The sequence below is a fragment of the Bifidobacterium sp. UMB1197 genome (assembly GCF_030217745.1).
Classification (GTDB): domain Bacteria; phylum Actinomycetota; class Actinomycetes; order Actinomycetales; family Bifidobacteriaceae; genus Bifidobacterium; species Bifidobacterium vaginale_B.
The window spans coordinates 21090-47118 of sequence record NZ_JASOOL010000004.1 but is presented as its reverse complement, the minus strand read 5'-3'; the positions used below and the strand labels follow the sequence as shown (position 1 = coordinate 47118).

At 49.1% G+C, this 26029-nt stretch carries 13 protein-coding genes and 1 tRNA gene; 1 reads left to right on the top strand and 13 read right to left on the bottom strand.

The window, feature by feature from the left end:
* Positions 1-52 precede the first annotated feature (52 nt).
* The 3 genes from QP420_RS03535 to QP420_RS03525 all read right to left on the bottom strand — a co-directional run bounded on the left by QP420_RS03535 (position 53) and on the right by QP420_RS03525 (position 13330).
* Complete coding sequence (locus QP420_RS03535; protein ID WP_481616557.1) at positions 53-9667, bottom strand: fatty acid synthase subunit beta domain-containing protein; 9615 nt, start codon at positions 9665-9667, stop codon at positions 53-55.
* Between the two features lie 166 nt (positions 9668-9833).
* On the bottom strand, positions 9834-11486 hold the full coding sequence (locus QP420_RS03530; RefSeq protein WP_481616556.1) for an acyl-CoA carboxylase subunit beta: 1653 nt from the start codon (positions 11484-11486) through the stop codon (positions 9834-9836).
* Complete coding sequence (locus QP420_RS03525) at positions 11483-13330, bottom strand: ATP-binding protein (protein ID WP_415689333.1); 1848 nt, start codon at positions 13328-13330, stop codon at positions 11483-11485. Before QP420_RS03525 ends, QP420_RS03530 begins: the two co-directional genes overlap by 4 nt.
* Positions 13331-13480: 150 nt before the next feature.
* Between QP420_RS03525 and QP420_RS03520 the strand changes: the two genes are divergently transcribed.
* The gene (locus tag QP420_RS03520) at positions 13481-14128 is read left to right on the top strand and encodes a biotin transporter BioY (protein ID WP_481616555.1); all 648 of its coding nucleotides are present in this window, start codon (positions 13481-13483) and stop codon (positions 14126-14128) included.
* 675 nt (positions 14129-14803) lie between these two features.
* Here the strand turns inward: QP420_RS03520 and QP420_RS03515 are convergent.
* From QP420_RS03515 to QP420_RS03470, 10 genes are all read right to left on the bottom strand, one after another.
* Entirely contained in the window at positions 14804-15670 is an 867-nt protein-coding gene (locus QP420_RS03515) for a biotin--[acetyl-CoA-carboxylase] ligase (RefSeq protein WP_481616554.1), read from the bottom strand.
* Between the two features lie 78 nt (positions 15671-15748).
* Positions 15749-16549 carry a transcription termination/antitermination protein NusG gene (gene nusG, locus QP420_RS03510; protein WP_060786582.1) on the bottom strand — a complete coding sequence of 267 codons (801 nt, stop codon included), beginning with the start codon at positions 16547-16549 and terminating at the stop codon, positions 15749-15751.
* 28 nt (positions 16550-16577) lie between these two features.
* Positions 16578-16793 (bottom strand): preprotein translocase subunit SecE, encoded by a 216-nt coding sequence (secE, locus tag QP420_RS03505; RefSeq protein ID WP_060786583.1) that lies wholly within the window; start codon positions 16791-16793, stop codon positions 16578-16580.
* A gap of 38 nt (positions 16794-16831) precedes the next feature.
* Positions 16832-16907: transfer RNA gene (locus QP420_RS03500), tRNA-Trp, on the bottom strand.
* A gap of 135 nt (positions 16908-17042) precedes the next feature.
* Positions 17043-18338, bottom strand: coding sequence for a pyridoxal phosphate-dependent aminotransferase (locus QP420_RS03495; RefSeq protein ID WP_415689325.1), 1296 nt, complete (start codon positions 18336-18338; stop codon positions 17043-17045).
* 250 nt (positions 18339-18588) lie between these two features.
* On the bottom strand, positions 18589-19734 hold the full coding sequence (gene proB / locus QP420_RS03490) for a glutamate 5-kinase (protein WP_060786584.1): 1146 nt from the start codon (positions 19732-19734) through the stop codon (positions 18589-18591).
* Positions 19735-19744: 10 nt separating this feature from the next.
* Complete coding sequence (obgE, locus tag QP420_RS03485; protein ID WP_481616553.1) at positions 19745-21409, bottom strand: GTPase ObgE; 1665 nt, start codon at positions 21407-21409, stop codon at positions 19745-19747.
* 245 nt (positions 21410-21654) lie between these two features.
* Positions 21655-21906 carry a 50S ribosomal protein L27 gene (rpmA, locus tag QP420_RS03480; protein ID WP_004106248.1) on the bottom strand — a complete coding sequence of 84 codons (252 nt, stop codon included), beginning with the start codon at positions 21904-21906 and terminating at the stop codon, positions 21655-21657.
* A gap of 33 nt (positions 21907-21939) precedes the next feature.
* Complete coding sequence (gene rplU, locus QP420_RS03475) at positions 21940-22248, bottom strand: 50S ribosomal protein L21 (protein WP_004111933.1); 309 nt, start codon at positions 22246-22248, stop codon at positions 21940-21942.
* A 178-nt stretch (positions 22249-22426) separates the two neighbouring features.
* Entirely contained in the window at positions 22427-25810 is a 3384-nt protein-coding gene (locus QP420_RS03470) for an Rne/Rng family ribonuclease (protein ID WP_481616552.1), read from the bottom strand.
* Positions 25811-26029: the final 219 nt, after the last annotated feature.

The following is a 26029-nucleotide window of genomic DNA, read 5'->3' as shown; positions in this document are numbered from 1 at the left end:
AATACCAAGTAAGGAAACCGTACTACGCTCCAAACGCAAAATCGTCGATTCGTTAGCAATAATAGCCGCTGGCATCTAGGCGCGCATCTGGGTTTAGCAGCATAGCTTTTTCTGCCTCATGCCCATCGTAGCGAGATCCATCTGGCATGCGCGTACCGTCTTTAAGCAAACGGCGATTTTCCACAGGCTCAAACAGCTGTACATGGCCCATCATGCCCTCTTGCAAGAGTCGCTGGCCCGCAGCCAAGCGCGCATTTGCCTTTGCTCGCCACTCGTTAAGCGCATCCACGCCAGCGTTAGCAGCCACAGCCGCCTCAAACGCACCAGGATGCACAAGCGCCACAAATCCGCTAACATGCCCGAATCCAAGCGATGTAGCCAGAGCCGCTTTAACAGAGCCAATGTGAATCCTCCTTCGCAACCAAACCATGTGGTCGTCGCGCGAAAGCTTAGGATCCACGCAATCAAGCGAAGCGTTGATTGGAACCCACCCACTTCTAAACAGCTGAGTCAATCCATTAATCTGGAACACACATGCGCCACCCTTTGCGTGGCCAGTAAGCGACTTTTGGCTAATCACAAATAGCGGATTTCCGCTTGTACGCCCAATCGCATGCGCAAGCGTATTGTGCAACTCGGACTCGTTTGGATCGTTTGCGTTTGTAGACGTATCGTGCTTAGAAACAACAGCAATATCGTCTGGAGTAACACCAAGCGCCGCCAAATCGCGCACAAGCTTGGAATCGCGGCCGCCCAATCCTGCAGCGAGCGCGCCCAATCCTGGAGCTGGAATCGAAGTGTGAATACCATCCGCATACGAGTGAATGAATCCAACTACGCCAGCAACAGGCAAACCAAGCTTAAGCGCAATATCTCCACGCGTAACAAGAATCGTGCCGCCGCCTTGTGCTTCCAAGAATCCTCCGCGCCTGCGATCATTCGCGCGAGAGAAGAATCGCGGATTTATACCCTTTTCGTACATCTCCTCGCTGTTTGCAGTGGCATTCATATTGCCAAAGCCAACCACGGACTCAACGCCAATATCGTCAATCGCACCCGTTACAACAAAGTCGGCTTTGCCGAGCGCAATCTTATCAACGCCTTCTTCTAGCGAAACGGCAGCAGTGGCGCATGCCGAAACTGGCTGAATCATGTTTCCATAACCGCCAATATACGTTTGCATTACGTGAGCTGCAACAACATTTGGCAACGCTTCTTGAAGCACGTCTGTAGGAATTTCATGATTTAGGAATCTATCCAAATACAGCTTTCGCATAGACGTCATTCCGCCAAATCCTGTGCCTTGAGTCGATGCCACAAGAGACGGATGCACAGCTTGCAAAATTTCCGAAGGCGTAAATCCTGCGCAAATGTAGGCGTCAACGGTGGCAACTATGTTCCAAAGCGCAATCGGGTCTACGCTTCCAACCATCGATGCTGGAATACCCCACTTTAATGGGTCGAAGCCCTTAGGCAATTGCCCACCAACAGTGCGCGTCATGGCTGCTCGCCTTGGCACGCGAATCATGGATCCAGCTTTGCGCGTAACAACCCATTCGCCAGACTCTGGGTCGCTAGAAATCTCGGTATGCTCCTCGTCTAGCGCCACATATTCGCGCGCAATTTGCTCTGTAGCAACGTTGAAAGATACATCGTGGTCAAGGAAGATCTCGGCTTCTTCTTCGTCTGCTCCGTCTTTGTAGTCGCCGCCCATGCCAGTTTCAAATGGCCTGATTCCCGAGCGAGCCACTACTTCGTCGCGATACTTTTCTGCAATGTCTTCTTCTGGCACAAGTGTGCCTTCCGCATCGTACCAGCCTGGCTTTGGTGAATCTTGCCAAGTGAGCAAGCCCATGCTCCAAGCCAATTCCAAAACAGCACCTGCACAAAGCGAAACCGTTCCGTCATCTTGGATTGACTGCTCGGCGCTAAAGCGTGTACGGCCAGAGCCCCACGGGCCAATCTCACCAACAGAAACTATAACGATTTGGTCTTTAGGCTTTGCTGTTACGTTCTTCCAATCTTCCAAGTTAACGCTTGCTTGAGTTGGAATATTTGGAGACGGAAGCGCCTTATTTATAGACTTGACTTCAGACTTGATTTCAGACTTGCTTGCAGCATCTTTATCAGCCTGCTTACGACTATTCTCTTGCAAAGCCTGCGCTTTAAGCTCGTTCAAGTCAAGCGGCTCCGAGCCTAATCCACCTGTTAAATCAACGTCTAGAGGCGCCTGGGCAGCACGCTCGCGCGCGTCTTTAGTGCACAAATCAAGCAAAAGATTCGCCATCTGGCTTGTTGTAAAGGTTTTTAAGCCACGGCTTTCAACAGCCTCCACAAGAGGATCATTGCCTCCCATTAAGCCAGTTCCGCGCACCCAGCCAATCTTTGGATGAGCAAACGTTACGCGATTCGACCACACTTTTTCTGCATGCGCGCGGTTAACAATGGCGTCGAATGCGCTCTTGACTTCGCCATAAGCTCCGTCGCCGCCAAAAATACCGCGATTAGGCGAACCTGGTAAAACAACGTGCATACAATGCTTTACATCTGTATCTGCTCCGATTTGCGCAAATCCTGCGATTGCGCGCTCAACGCCCCAAAGCATAAGCCTTGATTGCGATTCAAAAAGCGCACCAGAATCCGCCAAAGTTCCATTAACTGGTGGAGCAGCAAATGGGAAGAACAACGTTGGGCTGTATGCCGGCTTCAAAATGGTGGTTGTAGCTCCACTAACCTTCTTAGAAACCGTACCAACCCACTTTACAAGAGCGTCAACATCTCGGTAACTAGACAAGTTTGCTGGAACAAGCCACAATTTAGCCGAAGCGGTTGCGTGAAGTCGGTAAGCTTCTTTAGCCCACTTTTTTACACTTGGCTTAAAGCTGTGAGAAGTGGCAATAACCGTAGCTCCGCCTTCTAGAAGACCAGTCACAACTCGTGCTGCAATCGAATTTGGCGCAACGCCTGTTACAACAGCAACGTCTCCTTCAAAGCAATTTGAGAAGATTTGCGAATCGTCTCCATAGTAGAAATGATCACGCAACTTAGGCAAATCGCTAGTAGACTTTAGCGCTTCCTCCGCAATCTGCTTAAAGATGGAAGACAATACCGTGTAGTTAATGTCTTTGCACTTTTTAGCAAACCACTCAGCTTCGCAAGCAGTTGCACGGCCTAAGCCAACAAAGCTACCGTAGCGGTTCAAAGTTTCTCTAACGTACTCAAGATCTTCGGGATTGTTTGTGTAGAAACCATCCCTGGAATTGTAGTAGAGGCTAGCCAAATCTTCGCGAGCGCTAGCCCAGCGATCATCGAAAAGAATCGCCTTGCGCTCGTCAAATCGTGGCTCCACCTGCTTTGGCCAATCCGACCCAAGCTCGGCTTCCACGGCTGCAACAACGGCAGCATTTTCATCTTCCTCCACCTGGGCATGAGGAGCCTCAACGCCAAGCTTTGCTAACACAAACTTAGCAGTAGCAGCCAAAACGCCATTAGCTCCAACCACCTTTTGCGCAAACTCATCTAAGGCAGCAGAATCAACAACCGCACCCGAAGCAGCGCCCGCGCCAGAGCCTGGAATCGAAACCTGAACTCCCTTAGCTTTAGCAACGCTTTGTATAGCGGCATCTATAATGGCTTCTGCCTGAGCTGCATTCTTTGCACAATCCGCGCCAATCTGCGCCAAATCTCCGCCTCGAACGCTTGCGCCAGAACGCGTTTGCAAAACAAGAGCCGCCAAAACGTGCGCACGCCAGCCTTCGCCAAGCTTATAAACTTCCATAATGCGCTTATCTACCTGAGCAGGCTTTACGCCAGCTGCACCAAACAAGCTGCGAAGACGTTCGCGCACAATATCGCTAAGCACAGCACCAAAAGCCTTATAGCGCGGAGCTGCAGAATTAACCAGCTTGTTTAGCGAGCTCATTGGAGCTTCTGCGGCGCCATCCACGCTAGGCACTCCAAGCTCGGAGCTTATGTCCATTAAAAGCTGGTTTCGCCTAGAAGATACACCGTTTGTTAGCGTATCTGTGGTATCGGCAGCGCCAATCTGGTCGGCGCGAATCTTGGCGCTGTATGCAATCAGCATTTCAATAGCGTCAGACGCCTTAAATGCAATATCTGCAACAGAGCCAGATGGCGCAGATGGCACATTTTGCGTTGCATTTTGCGTTGCATTTGACGCATTTGACGCATTTTGCACAGAATTATTTGCATTTATTTGAGTAGATACAGCAGGTGCCGCGGAAGGCGCTGTGGCGGAAGCTTCCGATTTTTGTGCGGCAGCGTGGGAAGAATCGCCAGCAACCGTTGGATTAGCAACCGCGCTTTCATCATCTTCAAAAACTTCTGGCACAAGCGAATCTGTGTCTGTTTTATAAACACGACTCTCATCTCGCCCAACGTTATAAACAGCAACACGATGGCCGCTAAACTCTGGCATTGCAAGCGTTTTTGCGCCAAGATTTGCCAAAGTTGGCGCGTTTGCTAAACCAACTTCAACATATTCTTCTACACCCAATCCGCCGCAAGAAGCACTAGAGAACATAAGCGCTTGCGTTTCAATCCAGCGAACAGGGGAAGCAAACTGCCAAGAAAGAAGCTCCGTAAGAAGCAATCTACCAAGCTTTTGCTCGTCTGCAGCATAAGAATTCCAAACTTCATCATTCTCTAACGCATCTTTAATACGCTCCGAAGGCACAACGTCTAGAATCTTTTGCGCAAACTCGCGAGTAAGCTCAAATGGGCACGCAACCAAGTTTGGAATATAGCGGCCAACAAGCACCGAGTAGTCAATATGCTTAGGCAGCAACGAATCCAACTTATTGCGGAACTCTGGCACACCTTTTCTAAGCAGCTTGGAGTGGAATGGCACATCAATTCCTGGCACAAGCATAAACGGCGGCTTTCCGCCATATTCCTCAGCACGCTTAGCGGAATCTTTGGCCAAGGCTTTAAGACCTTTTACCGTTCCTGCAATCGCATACTGCTGACCTGCCAAATTGTAGTTTACGATTTGCAAGAACTCGCCAGTCTGCTTGGAGATTCCTTCAACATACGCGTTTACACCATCGTCTCCTACACCAAACTGATTTGGACGCAAAGCTCCCATTCTATAGTTGGATCTGCCTTGCGCATCTCGCTCAATCAAATGATGCATAGTAGATCCGCGGTGGAACACAAGCTCCAACACTGTTTCCAGCGGAATAATCTGAGCAAACGAGCTTAGCGCATTGTATTCGCCAAGCGAGTGGCCTGCAAAGTAGGCTGGCCAAATATCGCATCCAGCTTCACGCAAGCGAGCCGTCTGAGCAAAAGCAACAGTGGCAAGCGCAACTTGCGTAAATTGCGTTAAGTTAAGCAGACCTTCTGGGTGACGATACGTTACGCCATTTGCTGTTAGTTCCTTAGGATTATCTCGAACAACAGCAAGAATTGAGAATCCAAGCTTTTCGCGAGTAAGCTTATCGGCGCGCTGCCAAGTTTCGCGCACGGCTGGGCTTTTGGCGCGCTCATCTAGCGACATACCTTGCTTTTGAATACCCTGACCTGGGTATACAAAGGCGGCGCGGGCAGCGGCTGTAAGAGCGCTAGCCTTAGACACAATTTGCCCATTTACGCGGCATGTTACTTCTAGCGCAAGCCCTGCGCGACGAACTTTTCCTACACGCTCAACCGTAATTTCAACCTGGTCGTTAAGCTGCACCATGCCGTACATGTTGTACGTCCAGCCAATCAACTCGTAGTGCGCGCCTTTTTCATCCAAGGCTTGCGCAATGTGCTGAGCTGCCGCCGAAAGCCACATTCCGTGTACAAGCGGAGCATTAAGCCCCGATATTGCAGCACCTCTGTAAGAAGTGTGAATTGGGTTAAAATCGCCAGAAGTGCGCGCAAATGCCGTCATGTCTTTAGGCGCGTTCAAAACCACTCTTCTAAGCATTCTTCTAGGAGTGGCATCCACCTCATATCCATGCAAATCTGCTGCGTCTCCATACTCTGCAGCAGGTTTTGGCAGAGCCGCGCTGTAGCTGCGACCGCGAATCGCAAATCGCTCTGTTTCGTGCGCTAGATGCGTTCCGTCTTGCGCTAAATGAACAACGTTGATTGTAACAACTCGCCCAGAGGCAGACTCTTGCGCGCTTTGCGCCCAGCCAACAAGGTTTACGCGCTCGCCTACGTGCTTTTGCAAATCGCCGTTCGAAACGTCTAGTTCTATTAAGTGGTCTAAATGAACCGCATTAAGCAAGCCTTCGATTACTGGATACCCGTTTACCATTACGGACCCCAAAGCAGAATAAATCGTTGGCCAAGCAGGGCCAACTAGAGCGTCTGGAACAATTCTAGACGGCTGTAATCCGCCCGAAAGTCGCCCAGCTGTAGCAGATTCATGATCAATTCCAAGATTTCTGGAAAGCGTGTACGAAGACTTTACTACACCAAATGGCGATTCTTGCGATTTGCTGCTTTCATCTACTTTAGGCATCTCGCTTAAAGCATCTCCCGTAATCGCAATGTTTCCAATGCCTGCGGTTGCGGCAAGCATTTTATAAACGTACTCTGGGAGACGCTCGCGGTCTACTACTGGTATGCTTCCTGCGCGCTTTGCATCTACAATAAGCGGAATCACAATGTTTCTCACAGCATGATTCTTATTATTGTTTGAATCATTGCAGCTTAAATCATTGCCGCTTAAATCATTGCCGCTTAAATCATCCCAGAATGTATCTAATTTAATATCTAAATCAAGCTTAATTACGCTATCTTCTTCACTAACAACGCTTATAACGTAGTTTTCACTGCATTCTTGCGTTCCGTAAGCTGGGTTAGAAGTTACGTGACCAATCCAAGATATATTCGGGCAGGCGCGCACGTATTCTTCAACATTTTTTGCGCACGCGATTTGACTAAACGCGCTTTGACTAAACGCGCTTTGCGCAAGAGAAACTCTAGAATCGCAAGCATCCGCACGACTTATAATCGAAGCTTCAAATCGCCCTAAAATATCTGCGATTGGCTCGTCCATTGTTGTTATTCCAGCAACAGAAATCGGCCCTGGGATTACACGAACAGCGTCTGCAGAGTAGCGCGAATCTTCCGACTGCCAAAGCTGATCCTGGCCCCACCAGCGCAGCAAATCGTTGTCGATTACTGGCACAAACGGCATTGGCTTAGGGTATTCGCGCACCAAAGTTGGGAACCATGCGGCATCCATTGGAATAACGTTTGTTTGCGCTGCCTCTGGGAACTTTTCAATAAGATTGTTCAAAGCTTCTTGAGGATTTTGGCAAACGCTTTGCAAAGAAGGCAGGCTTGAGTCAAATTCTCCAGAATCCTGCCACGTAAAACGCGCCTCAATTCGCTCAAGCAAATGCATGTAGCGAGTGGCGTATGTGGAATCCGCCCACGGGTAGCATAAGTCAAGGAATCGCTGAGCAAATTGCTGGTATGTCATGCTCTCAACATTGCCAAAATACGGCTTTGCTGTTGTATTAAGAGCCGCAATAACCTCGTCTTTACGTAATTCAAGCTCTTCTGGATGCTTCATCATGTGAACAAGAAGCCTTCCACAGCGCGCAGACGCATTCTCAATCTCGTAAATATCTGCATGCAAATGGCTTAATCCGCTTGTCATTCCTCCAACAACTTTTCCAGAAGGCACCCAGCGCTCTCCAATAGGAGCAAACGGATTTTCACTAGCACCAAGACCCTCTACACTGTTAGCATGCGATTGAACAATTCCAGGCGTTTCAACAAGCATCTTCTTAACTTGCGGGCTTGTATGTGCTTCTTTTGCTGTCATTGCAGCAGTGCCAATCATTACGGCGTCCACTGGCATATTTGGCAAATCGTACTCATTGGACCATTCGCCACTAATATAATCGGCAGCGCGCGAAGGAGTGCCAATTCCGCCACCTGCTACAAGCACCAAATTATTGCATTCACGCACCTGCGCATAAGTGTTAATAAGCAAATCGTCTAACGACTCCCAAGAATGGTGGCCGCCTGCAGAACCGCCTTCTACCTGCGCAATAATGGTTGCTGGTTTAACGGCTTTTGCAATGCGAATAACTTGGCGAATCTGCTCAACTGTTCCTGGCTTAAAAGCAACATACGGGAATCCATCTTCTTGAAGAGTTTTAACAAGTTCCTTTGCCTCGTCTAACTCTGGGATTCCAGCAGAAATAACAACGCCGTCGATTGGCGCTCCAGAAGCGCGCTTTTTTGGAACTATACGCTTGCCACCAAACTGCAAATTCCACAAATAGCGGTCCATAAACATGGCGTTGAATTCTACAGTTGCTCCCTCTTTTAGCTGCTTTTGGAGCATTTCCACATGCTTGTCAAACACTTCTTCTGTTACTTGGCCGCCGCCCGCAAGCTCCGCCCAATATCCCGCGTTTGCAGCAGCCGCAACGATTTGCGGATCTACAGTTGTTGGAGTCATGCCAGCAAGAAGAACAGGAGCCTTGCCCGTTAGCTTGCTGAATTTTGTTATTACTCTGCGCCCAGACTCGGTTTCAACAACTTTCGGCGCAAATTTATTCCAGCAAACAGTGCGCAAAGAATTTGCGGAAGAAGCATCCATTGTAGAAGCAGCAGCACGAGCCGCCATTGTTCCCGCTTCCACTATTCCAGCGCCACTACCCTGCACTAGAGCGCCCGTAAGCTTGCCCAACACTTCTCCAGGGCCCATATCTAACACAAAAAGATTCTGCGCAGCATCTTCAAGACTTGCCAAAGTTTCTTTGATTTGACTTGCCCAATCAACTTGTTCTACAAGCACCTGATTTGCTAGATGGCGTGTAAGCTCCGCATCTATTCCAGCCTGCTTAGCCCACTTTTGCGCGTTTTCAACAGCTTCTTCCATCATTTTTGAATGGAAAGGAACCGAAACATCTAAGTATTCTGCGATTGGAGAAAATACAGACCCTCCGCACTCTTTAGAATCTCGCAACTTTTTGGAATGTTTGGCTTCTTTTTGAGCTTCGATTAAAACGGCCTCCATGTCTTGCGGATAACCAGATAACACCATGTGATTTCGCGAATTTTTAACTGCTATCGAAACTTCGGCACGCTTGCGCTCCACGCGAGAAATCAACACTTCTGCCTGTTTTTTTGTTACACCTTTTAAGGAAAGCATTGGCGTAGCATTGCCGCTTGCACTTATTTGCAACATTCTTGCTTCACGGTCTGCAGCAGCACCGATTATATATGCGATTGCTAAAAGTTCCGCGATTTTGCTTTGCGCCGCCTGCCAAGAGCCAGCTTCTAAGCGCGCTTGTACCATTTTTGCCGCAATTACGCCTTGGGAATGCCCAATAGCTGCGATTGGCTTGCAAACTTCAAAATTGTATCCAAGATTTGTAAGATCTTTAACCGCTGCAAGCTGCGCCAATGCAATTCCTGGTACGCTAATTTGCGCGTCTTGCGTGCGCTCTCCAGCAGATTCTAAAGCATCGAATACGTTTATGTCTTTCCCTGCGTTTGCTAAAAGCTGCGCATATATGTTGTTTAAAAGTTTTTTGGCGCAATCGTTATACTCACGAAGCTGCGCGTTTAAGTCTTCATCTTTTTGCGTTTCTTTTAACGCTTGAACCCACGGCGTGGATTGCCCTGCAAAAACAAGCATATGTGGGGTTTGTGCCAACTCGTCAAATAAGTATGTTGTCATTTTATTTCCTTTGTTTGTGGGTTTACGTTTTATTTTTAAGATTTTTGTGTTTTTGGATTATTTGTGTTTTTGATTATTTGCGGCTTGTCGCTAATCGCGTCCAGCGGCTGCTTGCGATTTGCGCACGTGCCAAATCACCCTCAAATCGCCCTCAAATAATTCTCAATCACATTGGCTGGTTTCCATGATGCTTCCCCGTTCTAGAAACACGTTTTTTGCTCCTTAAAATCTTCAAAGAATTAGCAATAACATCTCTTGTTTGCTCCGGATCTATCATTGCGTCAATCTGGCCAGTTTCCAGCGAAAGATTCGCGTTTACAGTGGTATTTTCGTAATTCTCAACAAGCTGTTTTCTTAAAGCCTCAACATCTTGACCACGCTCTTTTGCTTTTTGCAAATCCTTGCGATGAATAATGTTCACGGCTCCTTGAGCGCCCAAAACCGCTATCTGGCTGGTAGGCCAAGCGTAGTTAAAGTCTGCGCCCATAGACTTGGAGCCCATTACAATGTATGCTCCACCAAAAGCCTTGCGTAAAATCACGGTAACAAGCGGAACTTGCGCGTTTGCGTATGCGTAAATCACTTTTGCGCCTCTGCGAATAATTCCAGCGTGCTCCTGGTCCGATCCTGGCTTGTATCCAGGAGTGTCTACAAGAGTTACAACAGGAAGATTAAACGCGTCGCACAATCGCACAAATCGCGCTACTTTTTCGGAAGAATTAACGTCTAAAATTCCGGCATTGACTTTAGGCTGATTTGCCACTATTCCAACGGGATGCCCGTCTATGCAAGCAAAACCAACCACCGCGGATGCCGCGTAAAGCTCTTGAACTTGCACAAATTCGCCATAATCTACGATTGCGCGAATAACGTCTAAAACGTCGTACGGCTGGCGATCATTGCTCGGAACAATAGTGGCAAGCTGCTTAGCGGTTTCTCTGTCTGCGCGAGTGGCAGCGTAGGCAAATGCTGGCGGATTTTGATTGCAATTCTGCGGCAAATAGGCAAGAATCGTGCGCGCGTAGTCAATGGCGTCCGCCTCGTCTTCGCCCAAATAGTGAGCAACGCCCGAAGTGGAGTTATGCACATATCCACCGCCTAAATCGTCCATGCTAATCGACTCGCCTGTGGCAGCCTTAACAACATCTGGACCAGTTACAAACATGTTGGAATGCTCGCGAGTCATGATTATAAAATCCGTAAGAGCAGGGCAATAAACTGCGCCACCAGCACAAGGTCCTAAAATCAAGGAAATTTGCGGAATTAAACCGCTTGCTTCACAAGTTTTTTTGAAGATTCTGCCATATTGCGTAAGCGCGTTAACGCCTTCTTGAATGCGAGCGCCGCCCGAGTCGATTAGCGCAACAACTGGAACTGCAAGCTGCAACGCCATGTCTAGAAGATGGCAAATTTTCTGGCCTTCAGCGCGCCCAAGCGTGCCTCCACGAACGGAAAAATCCTGCGCATACACGGCCACTTTTTTGCCGTACACTTCGCCAAAGCCTGTGATTACAGCACATCCTGCAACATCGTTATTTATATCTCCGCCGTTAAATCGGCCGATTTCTTCAAACGTTCCCGTGTCAAAAAGCAAATCCAAGCGCTCTCTTGCCGTGGATTTTCCCTTTGCATGCTGGCGTTCTAAAGCATTCTGCTCGGCGTCTCTAGCAAGGCGAGCCGCGTGTTCTACGGCTGCTTTTCCGCGCTGAGGCTGCATATTTTGTGTAGGCTGCGTAGGCTGAATATCTTTATTAACTTGCATATCATCTCTATTAACATCTTTTGCAACTTGTGTAGCATCTTTAGTAAGCGCACTCATTTTGCACTACCGCCTTTAGTCACATCAATTGTTACAAGCTTTTCGCCTGCTTCTACACCATCTCCAGGCCCTACAAAAATGCCCGTAACCACGCCTGCTGCAGGTGCGTAAACGTAGTTTTCCATTTTCATAGATTCAAGAACAGCAAGCAGATCGCCTTTGGCTACGCTCTGACCTTCCGCAACGTTTACGCGCGTAATCACGGCTTGCATTGGAGCAGAAATCACGCCAGGAGCGTCCTTTGGCGTTTCCGACTTGTGAGTATCTCCTCTTAAGCCTCGACCTCTAAGAGGCTGCGATGCGCGAACTGTGCTTCTAACTCGTGCAGAGCCAGTAAGATTGTCTACAATATCTTGCGGAATCGTAAGTTTTACGCGCTTATTGTCTACTTCTATTACAAAAGACTCCATTTTAGTTGGCTTATTTTGCGCGTCTTCACCAGACTTATTGGAATCCAAAGAAGCAGGCTGCCCGCCATTTGCCGCCGCCGCAGTGCGGTTCAAATACTTGCGTTCAAGCCATTTTGTAGAAATATCAAAATCGTGATCTTGCGCTGTAAAATCAGGATCGTTAAAAATCTGCTCAAAAAGCTTAGCAGGAGTAGGCACTCCCTCAATGCAAAGCTCCTTAAGCGCGCGTCTTACACGAGCAATTGCCGCATCGCGATTTTGCGCCGTAACAATAAGCTTGCCCATCATGGAGTCGAATTTTGGAGACACGCTATCTCCAACTTCTACGCCAGAATCCACGCGGATTCCAGGACCAGATGGCCACTCTATTTTTGTTAGCGTGCCTGCACTAGGCGTAAGATTTGTGGCCGGGTCTTCCGAAGTGATTCTAAGCTCAAAGCTATGCCCGCGCGAAGGGTGATTTTGCGTGAGCTCGCCGCCGTCAGCAATCGTAAGCTGCTCGCGCACAAGATCTAGTCCGCTAACTTCCTCACTAACTGTGTGCTCCACTTGCAATCGTGGATTCACTTCCAAGAAGTAAACTTTGTGTTGAGAAGTCACCATATATTCGCACGTGCCCAAACCAACGTAGTCAACAGCTTCAAATAGGTTACGAGAATATCGGTGAAGCTGCGCGTTCTCGTCATCGGTAAGGAATGGCGCTGGTGCTTCCTCAACCAACTTTTGGTTTCGGCGCTGCACCGAGCAATCGCGCGTGGAATATATGGTGAAGTTTCCATGCGAATCGCGGCCAACCTGTGTTTCCACGTGCCTGGCCTTGTCTATAAAACGCTCAATAAAGTACTCGTCAAGGTCGCCGCCTTGCAAAGCGTCGTGGTTCATGTAGAATCCGCGAAGCTCATCATCGTTGTGAACAACGGTTATTCCGCGGCCTCCACCGCCATCTGTACGCTTCATCATAACTGGGTAGCCGTGTGTTTGCGCAAAAGTCAGCAATTCTCGAATGTCTTTTACAGGCTCCGAAATTCCTGGAACGGGCGGCACTTTAGCGCGAGTTGCCACGCGCCGCGCGGTTATTTTATCCCCCAAATCAATAAGTGCTTCTGGCTTAGGTCCAATCCACACAGCACCCGCATCAATCACCTTCTGCGCAAAACTTGCCACTTCCGATAAAAATCCGTAGCCTGGGTGTACAGCATCCGCTCCGCTTTTATGCAAAATATCTATAATCGCATCTTCGTTTAAATAAGTGTCTCTGTACGTGTCTCCAGAAAGCGCGTACGCTTCGCTTGCCATCTCAACATACTGTGCCTGACGGTCGGATGCCGCATAAATAGCTACAGTTGAGATTCCCATTTCTTGAGCAGTGCGAATCACTCTAAGCGCGATTTCGCCGCGATTTGCCACAAGTATTTTTTTGATATTCGTAACCATACGTTACAAGTTATAGGAAATTTGACTTATAGTATCCGTAAATTTGAACAAAACATTATGCGATTTTTTGTAAACTTCTCCAACGCGCAGCGCCCGATTTTTGTCTAATGTTTGATTCAGCAACGAAAAACAATACGAAAGAAGGATATCGTGGCTAATTTTGAATCTAACTCTAGCGCAAACTCTAGCGCAGTTGCATCTAAGGCTTTTGACGCTACGCGCTTAGCTGTTCCATTTGCTAAGGCGTTTTTGTTTGCCGTGCTTATTAGCGCTGCCACTATGGCTGGCGCATTGCCAATTCCTGGAACTCCTGTTCCTGTAACTTTGCAAACTTTGGTTTTGGCTTTAGCAGGTCTTACTTTGACATGGCGCCAGGCCGTTAGCTCTGTTCTTATGTACCTTGCGATTGGCGCGGCTGGAATGCCAGTGTTTGCAGGCGGAAAGAGCGGCGTTGTGGCTTTTGCAGGCCCTAGCGTTGGATTCCTTGTTGGATTCGTATTCGGCGTGGCTGCGATTGCGCTTGTAAAGTCTGCTCTCGAAGGCGTTGTTAATGCCGCTATGCCAGAGGATTCTGTTACTAAGAAATTTGCACGATTTGGCGCATATTTTGCAGCATCCGTTGTTGGTTCGCTTGTGATTTACGCATTTGGATTTGTAGGCCAATCGCTTATGATGCACCTGCCTGTGTGGGCAATCGCCGTGGCTTCTACTGGCTTTATTGTGGGCGATATTATTAAGGCTGCAATCGCTAGCGCTGCTTGCGCAGGATTGTATGGCGCGTTTAAGCGCAACGCGTGATCGTGAAGCGTGATTATGCGTGATTAATCGCAAGCGTAACGCGCTAACTATTCTAAGACCGCAGTCTCGTCGCCGCGGTCTTTTTTGTATAAAAAGCAAGATTACTTTCCCGCGTTTGTTTCTTTTCCCCCGCGTTTGTTTACATTTCGGCCAATTCGGGAAACAAACACGGGCACATTCCCCCACGTTTGTTTCTTTTCCCCCACGTTTGTTTACATTTCAGCCAATTTTGGAAACAAACACGGGCACATTCCCCCACGTTTGTTTCTTTTCCCCCACGTTTGTTTACATTTCGGCCAATTCGGGAAACAAACACGGGAAAGTCGTTCGCGCGCTACGCTTTAAGCTCGAAGGCAGGTCGGAGCGCAAGCAAGGTAGAGATTCGAGATTTTTCGCCGCGAAAGAGGTGAGCCTCAGCGCCGAAGGTGGTGACTCGCCGAGAGAGCAAGAAAAATCGAGAATCTCGGTGATGAAAGATACGAAAAAGTTCTAGATATCCAGAAGGTTTGATGTATTTCTCTACGAGCAATAAATAGCGCCATACTGAGGCCTTGGAATATTAACGTTCATAAGACCCCCGTAAAGGAGCGCGTCACTTGCGAGGAGAGAAATACTCAAACCTCGCGCAATACCAAGGAAGGAGCGCGCTCCGACCTGCCTTGTAGTGCGATTGTTTCAAACACTAAGCGCGCATACGTCGCCCGTATGCACAATCACAGATTCTCCAGAGTCTTTAAAAATCGAAAGCGAAGCATCATCATTAATGCTCTGCGCAACGCCTTTAACGTATTCGCTGCTATTTAACTCGCTATTAACGTCTGGCGCATATACGCTAACTTTGCGCCCAAGAGTCCAGCAAACTGCGCTAACTTCCTTACGCAAGCATAATGCACTTTGCGCAGGATTTTGCACAAAACTCGCTAGTCTATTGTTTAGATTTTGCGCCAAACGCTTAGCAATAATATCCCTTAATTCCATAGCGTCTGGAAGATTCGCGTAATGCATTTGTAAAGATGTTGCCTGCTCAATTGGAAGCGACTCTTTAGACACATTAAGATTAAGGCCGATTCCAAAAATCACACCAACATTTTGTTGTAAAGACTCATTGCCTGCAAACGCAACCACTTCAGTTAGGATTCCGCCCTCTTTGCAATCGCCAATAAAAATGTCATTCGGCCATTTAAGCATTATTTCTTTGCAGGATTCGCTGGCTTCTGCGACCTTTCGCGCGCCAACTTCTTTAAGTGATTCAATCAACGCATCTCTAGCACAAAGCCCAGCAATCATAGGCAGCCAGCCGTTGTATTTGGAATCCATAACAACGCTTTTGGGTAAAACAGATGCATAAGACGCTATAAAACTCTGCCCTGGCTTGCTAACCCACTTGCGACCAAGACGGCCGCGGCCAGCACTTTGATTGTTTGCAATAACCGCGCAAATAAGCGGGCTTGCGCTTAGTGAGCTTTTAAAGTTATGGTCAAGAAGCTCTTTGCGTGCAACGTTTTGCGTAGAATCAACAGAATCCAAAAAGATAAAGTTCATTGAAAATCAATCGCTTAAACGGCAGGACTAAACCTATTAAACCTATTAAACCTGTTAAACAACTGTTAAGCAGTTTAATCAGACAATAGGCTCTACCTGGTTAAAGCCAAGCTCCACAGGAGTTTCGCGACCAAAGATAGAAACAAGAACCGTAAGCTTTTGCGTTGTAGGATCCACGTCGGAGACGACCGCAGCCATAGTTGCAAATGGACCATCGGTAACTGTAACCTGATCGCCAACCTTGTAAGCAACTTCCACCTTGCGCTTGCGAGCGGCCGCTGGCTTATCTCCAGCCTTCTTCAACGCCTCAGACGCAATCATAGGAGCCATCATGTCAATAACTTCCTTGCGGCTAAGCGGCGCTGGCTCCTTAGATGGGCCAACAAAACCAGTAACGCCTTCAGTCTCGCGCACAATGCGGCGAGCATTCTCGTCTGGCCACATGCGAATCAAAACATAGCCTGGAACGCGCACGCGGGTAATAACCTTCTTGCCCTTGTCTGTGTGCTTTTCAACCTCTTCCATTGGCACTTCAATCTGGAAAATCTTATCTTCCAGGCCAAAGCTTTGAACGCGAGATTCAACGTTAGTTTTAACGCGCTTCTCGTAGCCAGAGTAGGTGTGAAGAACGTACCACTTGCCTTCTAGGGTTCGCAAAGTCTTGGAAAACTCGGCAACTGCTGCGGCGCCAGCATCTGCAGGATCTGCATCGCTAGCAACATCAGCATCGCTAGCAGCATCGGCGCTATTTTCCGCTGGCAAATCGCCAGCAGCCGTAGATTCAGACTGCTCAGGCGCATCTGCAGCAACGGAAGCTGCATCTAAATCAGCAAAATTATCTACAGACTCAACATCTTCGAGATTCAACTCGTCAGTCATATTTGCACACCCTCAAAATTCGTCGAAATCAGCCAAACAGCCACATAACGGACTTGCCTAAACCGAAGTCCATAACAGTGACAAAAACCATCAAGAAAATAACAAAAATAAACACGGAAGCAGACCAAGCAAACAGCTCTTTGCCGTGTGGAGCTACGACTTTGCGCGTCTCGTCAATGGTTTGCCTAATGAACATGCCAATACGCATGAACAAATTTGGCTTCTTCTCTTTTGCCTTGGCCATGCTTGAATCCTTCGTTTGAAAATTGTTAACAATAAAACTGGCAGGGACGGCGGGACTCGAACCCACAACCTACGGTTTTGGAGACCGTTGCGCTACCAATTGCGCCACATCCCTAGGTGAACTTGCTAATCATACCTTAAAAAGGTTGATTTGGCAAAACCGCCAAACATTCATGTTAGCGGAAGGGCAAGATTTAGGGATTTTATTGCGATTAGCGAGTGTCGCTAAATGCGCGGAAGCTTGCGATTTTTAAAACGCGCTGCCGCTTTCAATCCACTTCTTCATGCGACTCATGCCCTCGGCAAGCTGGCTATCTGCCAAAGCGCACGAGAATCGCAAGTAACCAGGCGCACCAAAAGCCTCGCCAGGAACAGCAGCAACATGCGCTTCGTCAAGAAGCATTTGCGCAAGCACAGACGATGTTTCTGGAATCTTAGAATCCTTGCCCAGCGGGCGATTAAGAAGCGCCTCAACGTTTGCAAACGCGTAAAAAGCGCCGTGCGGAAGAGGGCAAGTTACGCCTTCCATGCTATTTAACGCTTGCACAATCGCCTTGCGACGAGCATCGAAGGAATCACGCATTTTAGTAACAACGTCTAGGGATCCGCCAACCGCTGCAAGAGCTGCGCGCTGCGAAATGTTAGAAACGTTAGAAGTCATGTGACTTTGAAGCTTAATCGCGGCTTTTGCGGCCTCAAGCGGCGCAACCATCCAGCCAACTCGCCAACCTGGCATTGCGTACGTTTTTGCAACGCCGTTCAAAACAAGCAGCTGGTTTCGCACTTCTGGCACCTCTACGCCAATGTACGAAGTTTTTACGCCGTCGTAATGCAAATGCTCGTAGATTTCGTCGGAAAGCACCCAAATGTGGTGTTTTACAGCCCATTCGCCAATCGCGCGAATAGTTTGCGCGCTCCAAATAGCGCCCGTTGGATTAGAAGGCGAAGTTACAATAATCGCACGCGTGCGCGGGGTGCGAGCAGCCTCAATCGCCTCAATATCTGGCTCAAAACCGCGATCCGCGCCAGCCATAACCGCCACTGGCACGCCGCCTGCAAGTTTTACTGCCTCTGGGTAGCTTGTCCAATATGGCGCTGGAATAATAACTTCGTCGCCGTCGTTTAGCAAAATCTGGCATGCTTCGTAAACAGCTTGCTTGCCGCCGTTTGTTACAACAACTTGATCCGCGCAAACATCGTAGCCAGAATCGCGCTTAACTTTGCGCGCAATCGCATCGCGCAGCTCTGGAAGGCCAGCCGTAGCTGTGTACTTGTAGTTTTTTGGGTCTTTGCATGCGTCTGCGGCAGCCTCAACAACGTAGAGCGGAGTTGGAAAATCAGGCTCGCCCGCACCGAAGCTAATAACGTCGATTCCTGCGGCTTTCATCGCTTTTGCCTTGCCATCTACTGCAAGCGTTGCGCTTGGAGCAACTTTGTTAATGCGATTGCTCATGGAGTGCCATTGAGAGTTAGGTGTGCTTTCTGCGATTTGCGACGCGCCTTCTGCGCTATTTACTGCCATATTTGCTGCGATATTTTCTGCCATACTCTACAGTTTAGCCATTACACGTTATTTCCCGATTTTGTTTACGCTTCAACCAGCGAGGCTTCCTATTGGATGTGTAGGAGGGCTGGGTGTTTCTGCGTTCGCACGGATTAGCCGCGCGAGCGATTTACCGAAAATGTTGCTTAAAACGGCGTGTCGAGCTACAAAATCGGGAAGATTTTCCCGAAAATGTAGCTCAAAACAGCAAAATCAACAACAAAATCGGGAAAACCTCACGCAGCAGCAATCGCTATAAGAGCACAAGGTTATCGCGATGCACCACAGGATGCGCGTATTGCCGCCCCAAAGTGGCCTCCAAACCGTCCGTTGTAAGCCCCATTATTTGCGGAATCTCGTCTGAATCAAATGCAACTAGTCCTTTTGCCAAGTGATTACCCTGCTCGTCGTCAATCCACACTGGGTCGCTTGCAGAAAAATCGCCAGAAACACCTACGATTCCAGCCGCCAGAAGGCTCGCTCGCCCCGCACAAATGGCCGCAGCAGCGCCAGCGTCAACAATAATCGCCCCGCGCGGATTAGACGCAAACCCAATCCAAAGTCTTCTAGAAGAAGCACGCGAATTTACTGGCGCAAACACGGTTCCAACGGCTTGCGCCGCCAGAGCGCCCGCAGCGTTGCTTGCACACGTTAAAAGCGTTGGAATGCCAGAAACCGCGGCAATATGCGCCGCCTCCATCTTGGTTACCATTCCGCCTGTGCCAACACCCGAGCTACTTGCACCAACTTTAACTTCGTCTAGCACTCTTGTAACATCTGGAACGAAGCCAATCCGCTTAGCGCCTGGCTCACTAGGCGGAGCTGTGTAAAGCGCGTCCACGTCGGTTAAAAGCACCAGCGCATCTGCTCGCACAATGTTTGCAACAAGCGCCGCAAGCCTATCGTTATCTCCAAAACGTATTTCGTTGCTAGACAAAGCATCGTTTTCGTTTACAATTGGCACAACGCCTAATTCCAACAGCCTAAGCATTGTGCGCTGAGCATTGCGGTAGCGCGAAGGACTTATAGTAACGTCTGCCGTTAGAAGCATTTGCCCAACTTTTAGACCATATTTTGCAAAAGCCTGCTCGTATTGCGCCATAAGCAGCCCTTGGCCAACCGAAGCCGTAGCCTGCTGAGTTGGAACGTCTTTTGGCCTGGAATCAAAGCCCAAAAGCCCAAATCCTGCTGCGATTGCACCAGAAGACACAAGCACAACATGCGCGCCGTTGATTTGCGCGCGACTAATGGCATCTACTAGCGAGCGCAGCTTTTGCACATCTAAATGGCCTGTTGGCGCGGTTAGCGAACTAGACCCAACCTTTACAACTATTGTGTGCGCATTGCTAATTGAACGCCGAACCCCGTTTTCGGTAGGATCAATTGCTTTACTAATCATTATTAATCAATTACTCTCCACGCCCAAATAGGCTCTGTTCGTCGTGCTTGTCGTCGTCTATAGAAGGATCCGCCCAATGCCCTTGCTTGCGTTCCGCCATCATAGCGTCTCGCACGGCACTCTTTGCGTCCATCATTGTGTGATAGTCACGGCGGCGCTCCGCATTCGTGCGCCTTGCGCCACGCGGGTCATTTGCCTCAAGTCGCAAGTCTTTTCCGCGCGCACCAAGGCTTGCGCCATCCAAACCTTCCGCACCTGCTGCAATGCTTGGATCCCAGTCAAAGCAAACCATGCGATTTCCGCGGCCAATCCTAATCTCGTCTCCAGGGCGAGCGCCCTTCTTGCGTAACTCGTCTTCTACACCAAGCTTCGCCAAACGATCCGCCAAATAGCCCACTGCCTCGTCATTGTCGAAGTTTGTTTGCACAACCCAACGCTCTGGCTTAGTGCCAGTAATCGTAAACCAAAAGTCGCCATTTTTGTCTTCTTCGCGCTCGATTGTAAAGTCGCTAGCGCTTCCACGGCCATCATCTCTGCGGCGTCTTAATGCTGGCTGCTCAAGCGGCTGAATAACAACGCGTTCTTCTTCGCGCGCGGCCTCTTGCTCGGCAAGCTTTTCGCGTATACTAGCCACCATCTTTCCAAGCGCAAAACCAAGCTCTTTTAAGCCTTCGTGAGATGCGGTAGAAATCTCAAAAACTGGCAAGCCCATTTTTTCAAAGTCGCCGCGCACAAATTCTGCCAGCTCTTTTGCTTCTGGAACATCAATCTTGTTGAGCACAATAATTCTCGGACGCTCTGGAATCGGAATTGCCCCAAGTGGCAAATCAAGCTTATTTGCATATTGCGAAAGCTCGTATTCCAAAGCCTTATAATCGCTGATTGGGTCGCGATTTGGCTCCAGCGTTGCACAGTCGATTACATGGGCAATTATTTCCGTGCGCTCAATGTGGCGCAAAAACTCAAGCCCCAAGCCCTTTCCTTCGGAAGCTCCTGGAATCAATCCTGGCACATCTGCGATTGTGTAGCGGTATTCGCCAAAGCTGACTACACCAAGATTTGGAACAAGCGTTGTAAACGGATAATCTGCGATTTTTGGCTTTGCAGCACTGATTGAAGCTACCAGACTTGACTTTCCTGCAGATGGGAATCCAACTAGTGCCACGTCTGCGATTGACTTTAGCTCTAGGATTACGTCTCGCTCTTCGCCAGGCTCGCCAAGCAGCGCAAATCCTGGAGCGCGTCGCACCTTGTTTGCAAGAGCGGCGTTTCCAAGACCACCAGCGCCTCCTGCGGCGACTACGAACTTGTCTCCTACGTGCTGCAAATCTGCCAAAACGTTGCCTGGCTTTTTCTGCGCGCCTGCAGCGCCCTTTGCCTCAAAAACCACGGTTCCAACTGGCACTGGCAGTATAAGATCTTCTCCCTTGGAGCCGTCTTTTGTATCTCCCAAGCCCATTGTGCCGTTCTGCGCCACGCGATGCGGCATAAATCGGTAGTCGAGCAAGCTATTTGCATTACGATCGGCTACAAATATAACGCTTCCGCCATTGCCGCCATTGCCGCCATTTGGCCCTGCAAGTGGCTTATATTTTTCTCTGCGCACGCCTGCGGATCCGTTGCCGCCGTCGCCGCCTTTAACGTGTACCGTTACTCGATCTACAAAATCGCTCATAACTTTACCTTACTTGATGCTCAATACTCGGGCACATTCCCCCGCGTTTGTTTCTTTTTCCCCGCGTTTGTTTACTTTTTGGCAGATTTTGGGAACAAACTCGGGCAAATGTCCCCACGTTTGTTTCTTTTTGCCCACGTTTGTTCCCATTTCGGCCAATTTTGGAAACAAACTCGGGAAAGTCGTTTGCGAACAAACAAAAAAGCCGCACCGAACGGGGTGCGGCTAGAAGATTAATCGGTCACTCAGGCGGTAACTACGTCAACAACCTTGCGATCGCGACGAATACCAAACTTCACATTGCCGTCTACCAAAGCATACAGCGTGTGATCCTTGCCCAAAGCAACGTTCTGTCCTGCGTGGAACTTGGTGCCGCGCTGGCGAACAATAATGTTTCCAGCCACAACAGCTTCGCCGCCGAACTTCTTAACGCCAAGATATTGCGCCTGTGAATCGCGACCGTTGCGCGAGCTGGACGCACCCTTCTTATGTGCCATCTTGCTGTCCTTTCAGGTTTATAACACCGTCAATCAGGCGATGGCCGTGATCTTGACGAGAGTCAACTTCTGACGATGACCCTTGCGGCGAGCCACGCCAGTCTTGTTCTTATACTTCATAATGCTAATCTTTGGACCCTTAGCTTCGTCGTTAAGAACTTCTGCCTTAACTGTGATCTTTGCAAGATCCTTAGCGCTTAAGGTCACCTTAGCACCGTCAACAACGAGCGCGACCGGGAATTCCACGGTATCGCCCTTCTTTGCATCGAGACGGTTAACGAGGATGGCGTCTCCAACCTCAACCTTCTCTTGATGGCCACCGGCCTTCACAATCGCGTACATAATTCGTTCCTTGCTCAATTGAAAGCTTTACTTTTGCCTCGCGCGCAGCATTGAACCTGCGGCAAGACACCGACTATCAAAAATACACCGACCCCTGTACTAACGTCAAGGGCTAATTTATAAAGCCGAGTTAAACAGTAGAAACCATTGTACTCGAGCCTTATACTTTGGGGCGTTTTTAGTTTTCGGATTCTTCGCTTTCTTCTTGTGATTCGTCTGTTGTCTCTTGCGATTCGCCCGTTTCTTGCGATTCGCTTTCTGCTGGAGAATCGGAGGTTTCTAACTCTTCGCTTGCTTCTTGCGATTCGCTCGTCACTTCCTGCAACTCCTCGGTTGCTGGCGATTCTTCCTCGGTCTCATCTATCGAAAAGTCGCCAGCCTCGTCCTTATCGTCCTTGCCGCTATCCAAGCTCTTACGCAAAGATTCCTCAAAGAACGCAGAAGACGCCGCCGCAGCCGCAATCTTAGCCAACTTAGCGCGAACATCTGCACTAGACTCCTGCTTAGTCGTAGGAATTGGATCCGCAAGGCTTCCATGGCCGTGCTTATTGGTCTTAATAAACGGATCTCCGCCCTTAAGCGCGTACGGATCGGCGTATTCCGAAGACACAGTTGGCTCGTCGTGAAGAATAAACCCGCGGCCCTTGCAAGTTGGGCATTCCTCCGAAAACGCCTCAACCAAGCCCTGCCCAACACGCTTACGCGTCATTTGCACAAGACCAAGAGAGGTAACTTCCGCAACCTGATGCTTTGTGCGGTCTCGCGCAAGACACTCAACAAGCCTGCGCAAAACAAGATCGCGGTTTGCTGGCATAACCATGTCTACGTAATCGATCATAACCATGCCGCCAATATCGCGAAGTCGCAGCTGGCGCGCAATCTCTTCGGAAGCTTCAAGATTACAGCGAGTTACAGTCTCTTCCAGCGACTTTCCACGGCCAATAAAACGACCCGTGTTCACGTCAATTGTGGTCATTGCCTCCGTGCGATCAATAACAATCGACCCGCCCGCAGGAAGATAAACCTGGCGTTCCATGCCCTTTCTAAGCTGGCTGTCGATTTGCCATTTATCGAACACGTCTTTGCCCTCATGCTCGGCAGGATCCCAGTATTCAATCTTGCTTCGCAAATCTGGAGCCATCATCTCCAAGTATTCGCAAATACGGTCGTACGCACCCTGGCCTTCCACAATCATCTTTTGGAAGTCGTCGTTAAAAATGTCTCGAACAACGCGAATCGCAACGTCTGGCTCGCCTTGCAGCAGCTTTGGACGCTTTCCGTGCAAGAATTCCTGGCGCTTTGCTTCTATGCGATCCCACTGCTTTACAAGCGACTCAAGGTCCTTTTCGATTGCTTCTTCGCTAGCGCCATCAGCGGCCGTGCGAATAATTACGCCCATGTCTTTAGGCGCGATTTTACTAACGATTGCGCGAAGGCGGCTGCGCTCACGGTCGGATAGCTTGCGACTTACGCCCGTCATTGCTCCAGACGGCACCAACACAAGGAACCTACCAGCAAGAGTTACTTGCGAAGTTAATCGCGCACCCTTATGGCCTATAGGATCCTTTGTAACCTGCACTAAAACAGGGTCTCCCGCCTTAAAAGCAAGCTCCATTCTGCGCGGCTGGCCTTCTAGCCTGGTTGCATCCCAGTTAACTTCGCCAGCGTAAAGCACACCGTTTCTAGCCTGACCAATGTCTACGAACGCAGCCTCCATGCTTGGCAAAACATTTTGCACGCGGCCAAGGTAGATATTTCCAACGGTTGCAACTTCTTGAATGTCGGAAACGTAATGCTCAACAAGAATGTTGTCTTCAATTACAGATATTTGCGTGTGACGATCGCGCTCGCGAACAACCATAAGTCTGTCAACGTTTTCTCGCCTTGCCAAAAAGTCTTGCTCCATCAACAAGTTTTGACGGTTGCGCTCCCTGCGATTATCGCGGCGGCGCTGCTTTTTGGCTTCAAGCCTTGTGGATCCTTCAATATCCGTGATTTCGTCAATATACTGCTGTTTTCTAGACCTGCGACTTTGCGAATCTGTTTCTACTGTATCAAAACGCGATTGATCACTCTGGCTAGAATCGTCGGCAGACTTGGACCTACGGCGGCGACGCCTACGCGTGTAAATCCCTTCGTCTTGCGATTGCAATTCTTCTGGGTCTGGAATCAAATTGCGGTCTTCTTGAGAAACCTCAATCTCGTCCACATCATATTTGCTTATGCCTGAATCGAAGGAGTCGGAAGAATCTTCGGAATCGTTGGAGTTATTGGCATTATCTGCGCGACTGGATCTATCTGCCCTATCAGCTCTATCTGCCCTATCGACTCTAGAAGAACGCCTACGACGGCGACGCCTTGTTACAACGCCGTCCTCATCGTCTTGCAAATCCGATTCTTTTGCATAGTCTTCATCCAAATCCGCATTATCATTGCGATTGCTGCCAGAATCGTTGCTAAAGCCATCTTCAAAATCAACATTAAAATCGCTACTAAAATCGCCCTCATCAAGCCTTCTGGAAGCTTTGCCAGCCTTGCGATTTTCGATTGGCGCGTAGGTTATATCGTCGTACTCAAGGTCTTCTTCGATTTGCTCAACCTCGGCAGCAGCCCTGCGCTCGGCGGCGTTAAGTCTACGATTTTTGCGCGTTTTACGAGAGTTTTGGCTGGCGTAATCGCTGCGGTCACTGCGGTCACTGCGGTCACTATCACTTGCCTGCAACTCATCTTTAGCAACGCTTCCATCTCGCTCAATTCGCGCGTTTTTATCATCACGATTTGCCCTGGAGCGCACTCGAATCAGCTGAGTATCGTCATCTTGCAAATCGTAATTCTCGTCAAACTGCTCGCGGGTAGTTTTGCCTTTTGCAGAAGACTTGCTGGATCGAGTTTTGCGCGATTTTCTAGAAGAACGATTGCTATCTTCGCTAAAATCGTCCTTATTTTCTAGATTATCGCTAAAGTCGGAGCCGCTGCCAGACAGCTTACGACCATTGCGCGAATCGCGACTGCTGCGCTTGCTTTCACTTTGACTACGCGAATCGCGACTGCTGTTTGAACCTTCGTAGCTTGAATCTAAATCGCTGCTAGACGCAGAATGCGCACGCTGCGGCAAAACTGGCTCTTGGAATAGAAGCGATGTTATTGGACGTATATGCGATTGAGACTGTGACTGAGACTGTGCAGAAGAATTATCCGCCGAAGTAGCCGAATCTGCACGCGAATCCACACGCGAGACCGCCGAATCTGCACGAGAATCCTCATTAACTCCGCCTTCAACGTGCAACTTCATCGATTCGCCAGCAGCACCAGCAACCCTAACAACACGCCTTCCAGAACGCCTGCGCCTGATTACTGTAGCAGAATTTTGGCCGTTCGAAGAAGCATCTCCCGAAACAACATTAACAACGCCGCCCACTCGAGCAGACGCAGCATTAGCGGCAGCAGCATTATTGTCAGCGGCGCCATCAACAGCACTAGAATTTACGCTAACATTTTCATTTTCTTTTTTATTATCATCTGCTTCAGATACGTTGAAGCTTTCTCGCGTTACTCTGGGCACAATGCTCCTAGCGAAACGCTGCAATCGTCTCGCGCTCTTAGCCTGGAATAAGCACGCTTATGCGAGCCACCCCTCGGGCTGTTAATAAAGTCTAGCTGCGCGACAGCGGACACCTGCCTCGATTAAAACCATGCGCTAAATCGCGCGAGGGGATCGACGCCGTCGAACGCTTTGGTGGCTTGCAGCGCCACCGTTCTCTAGTATGCCATATTGCAACGT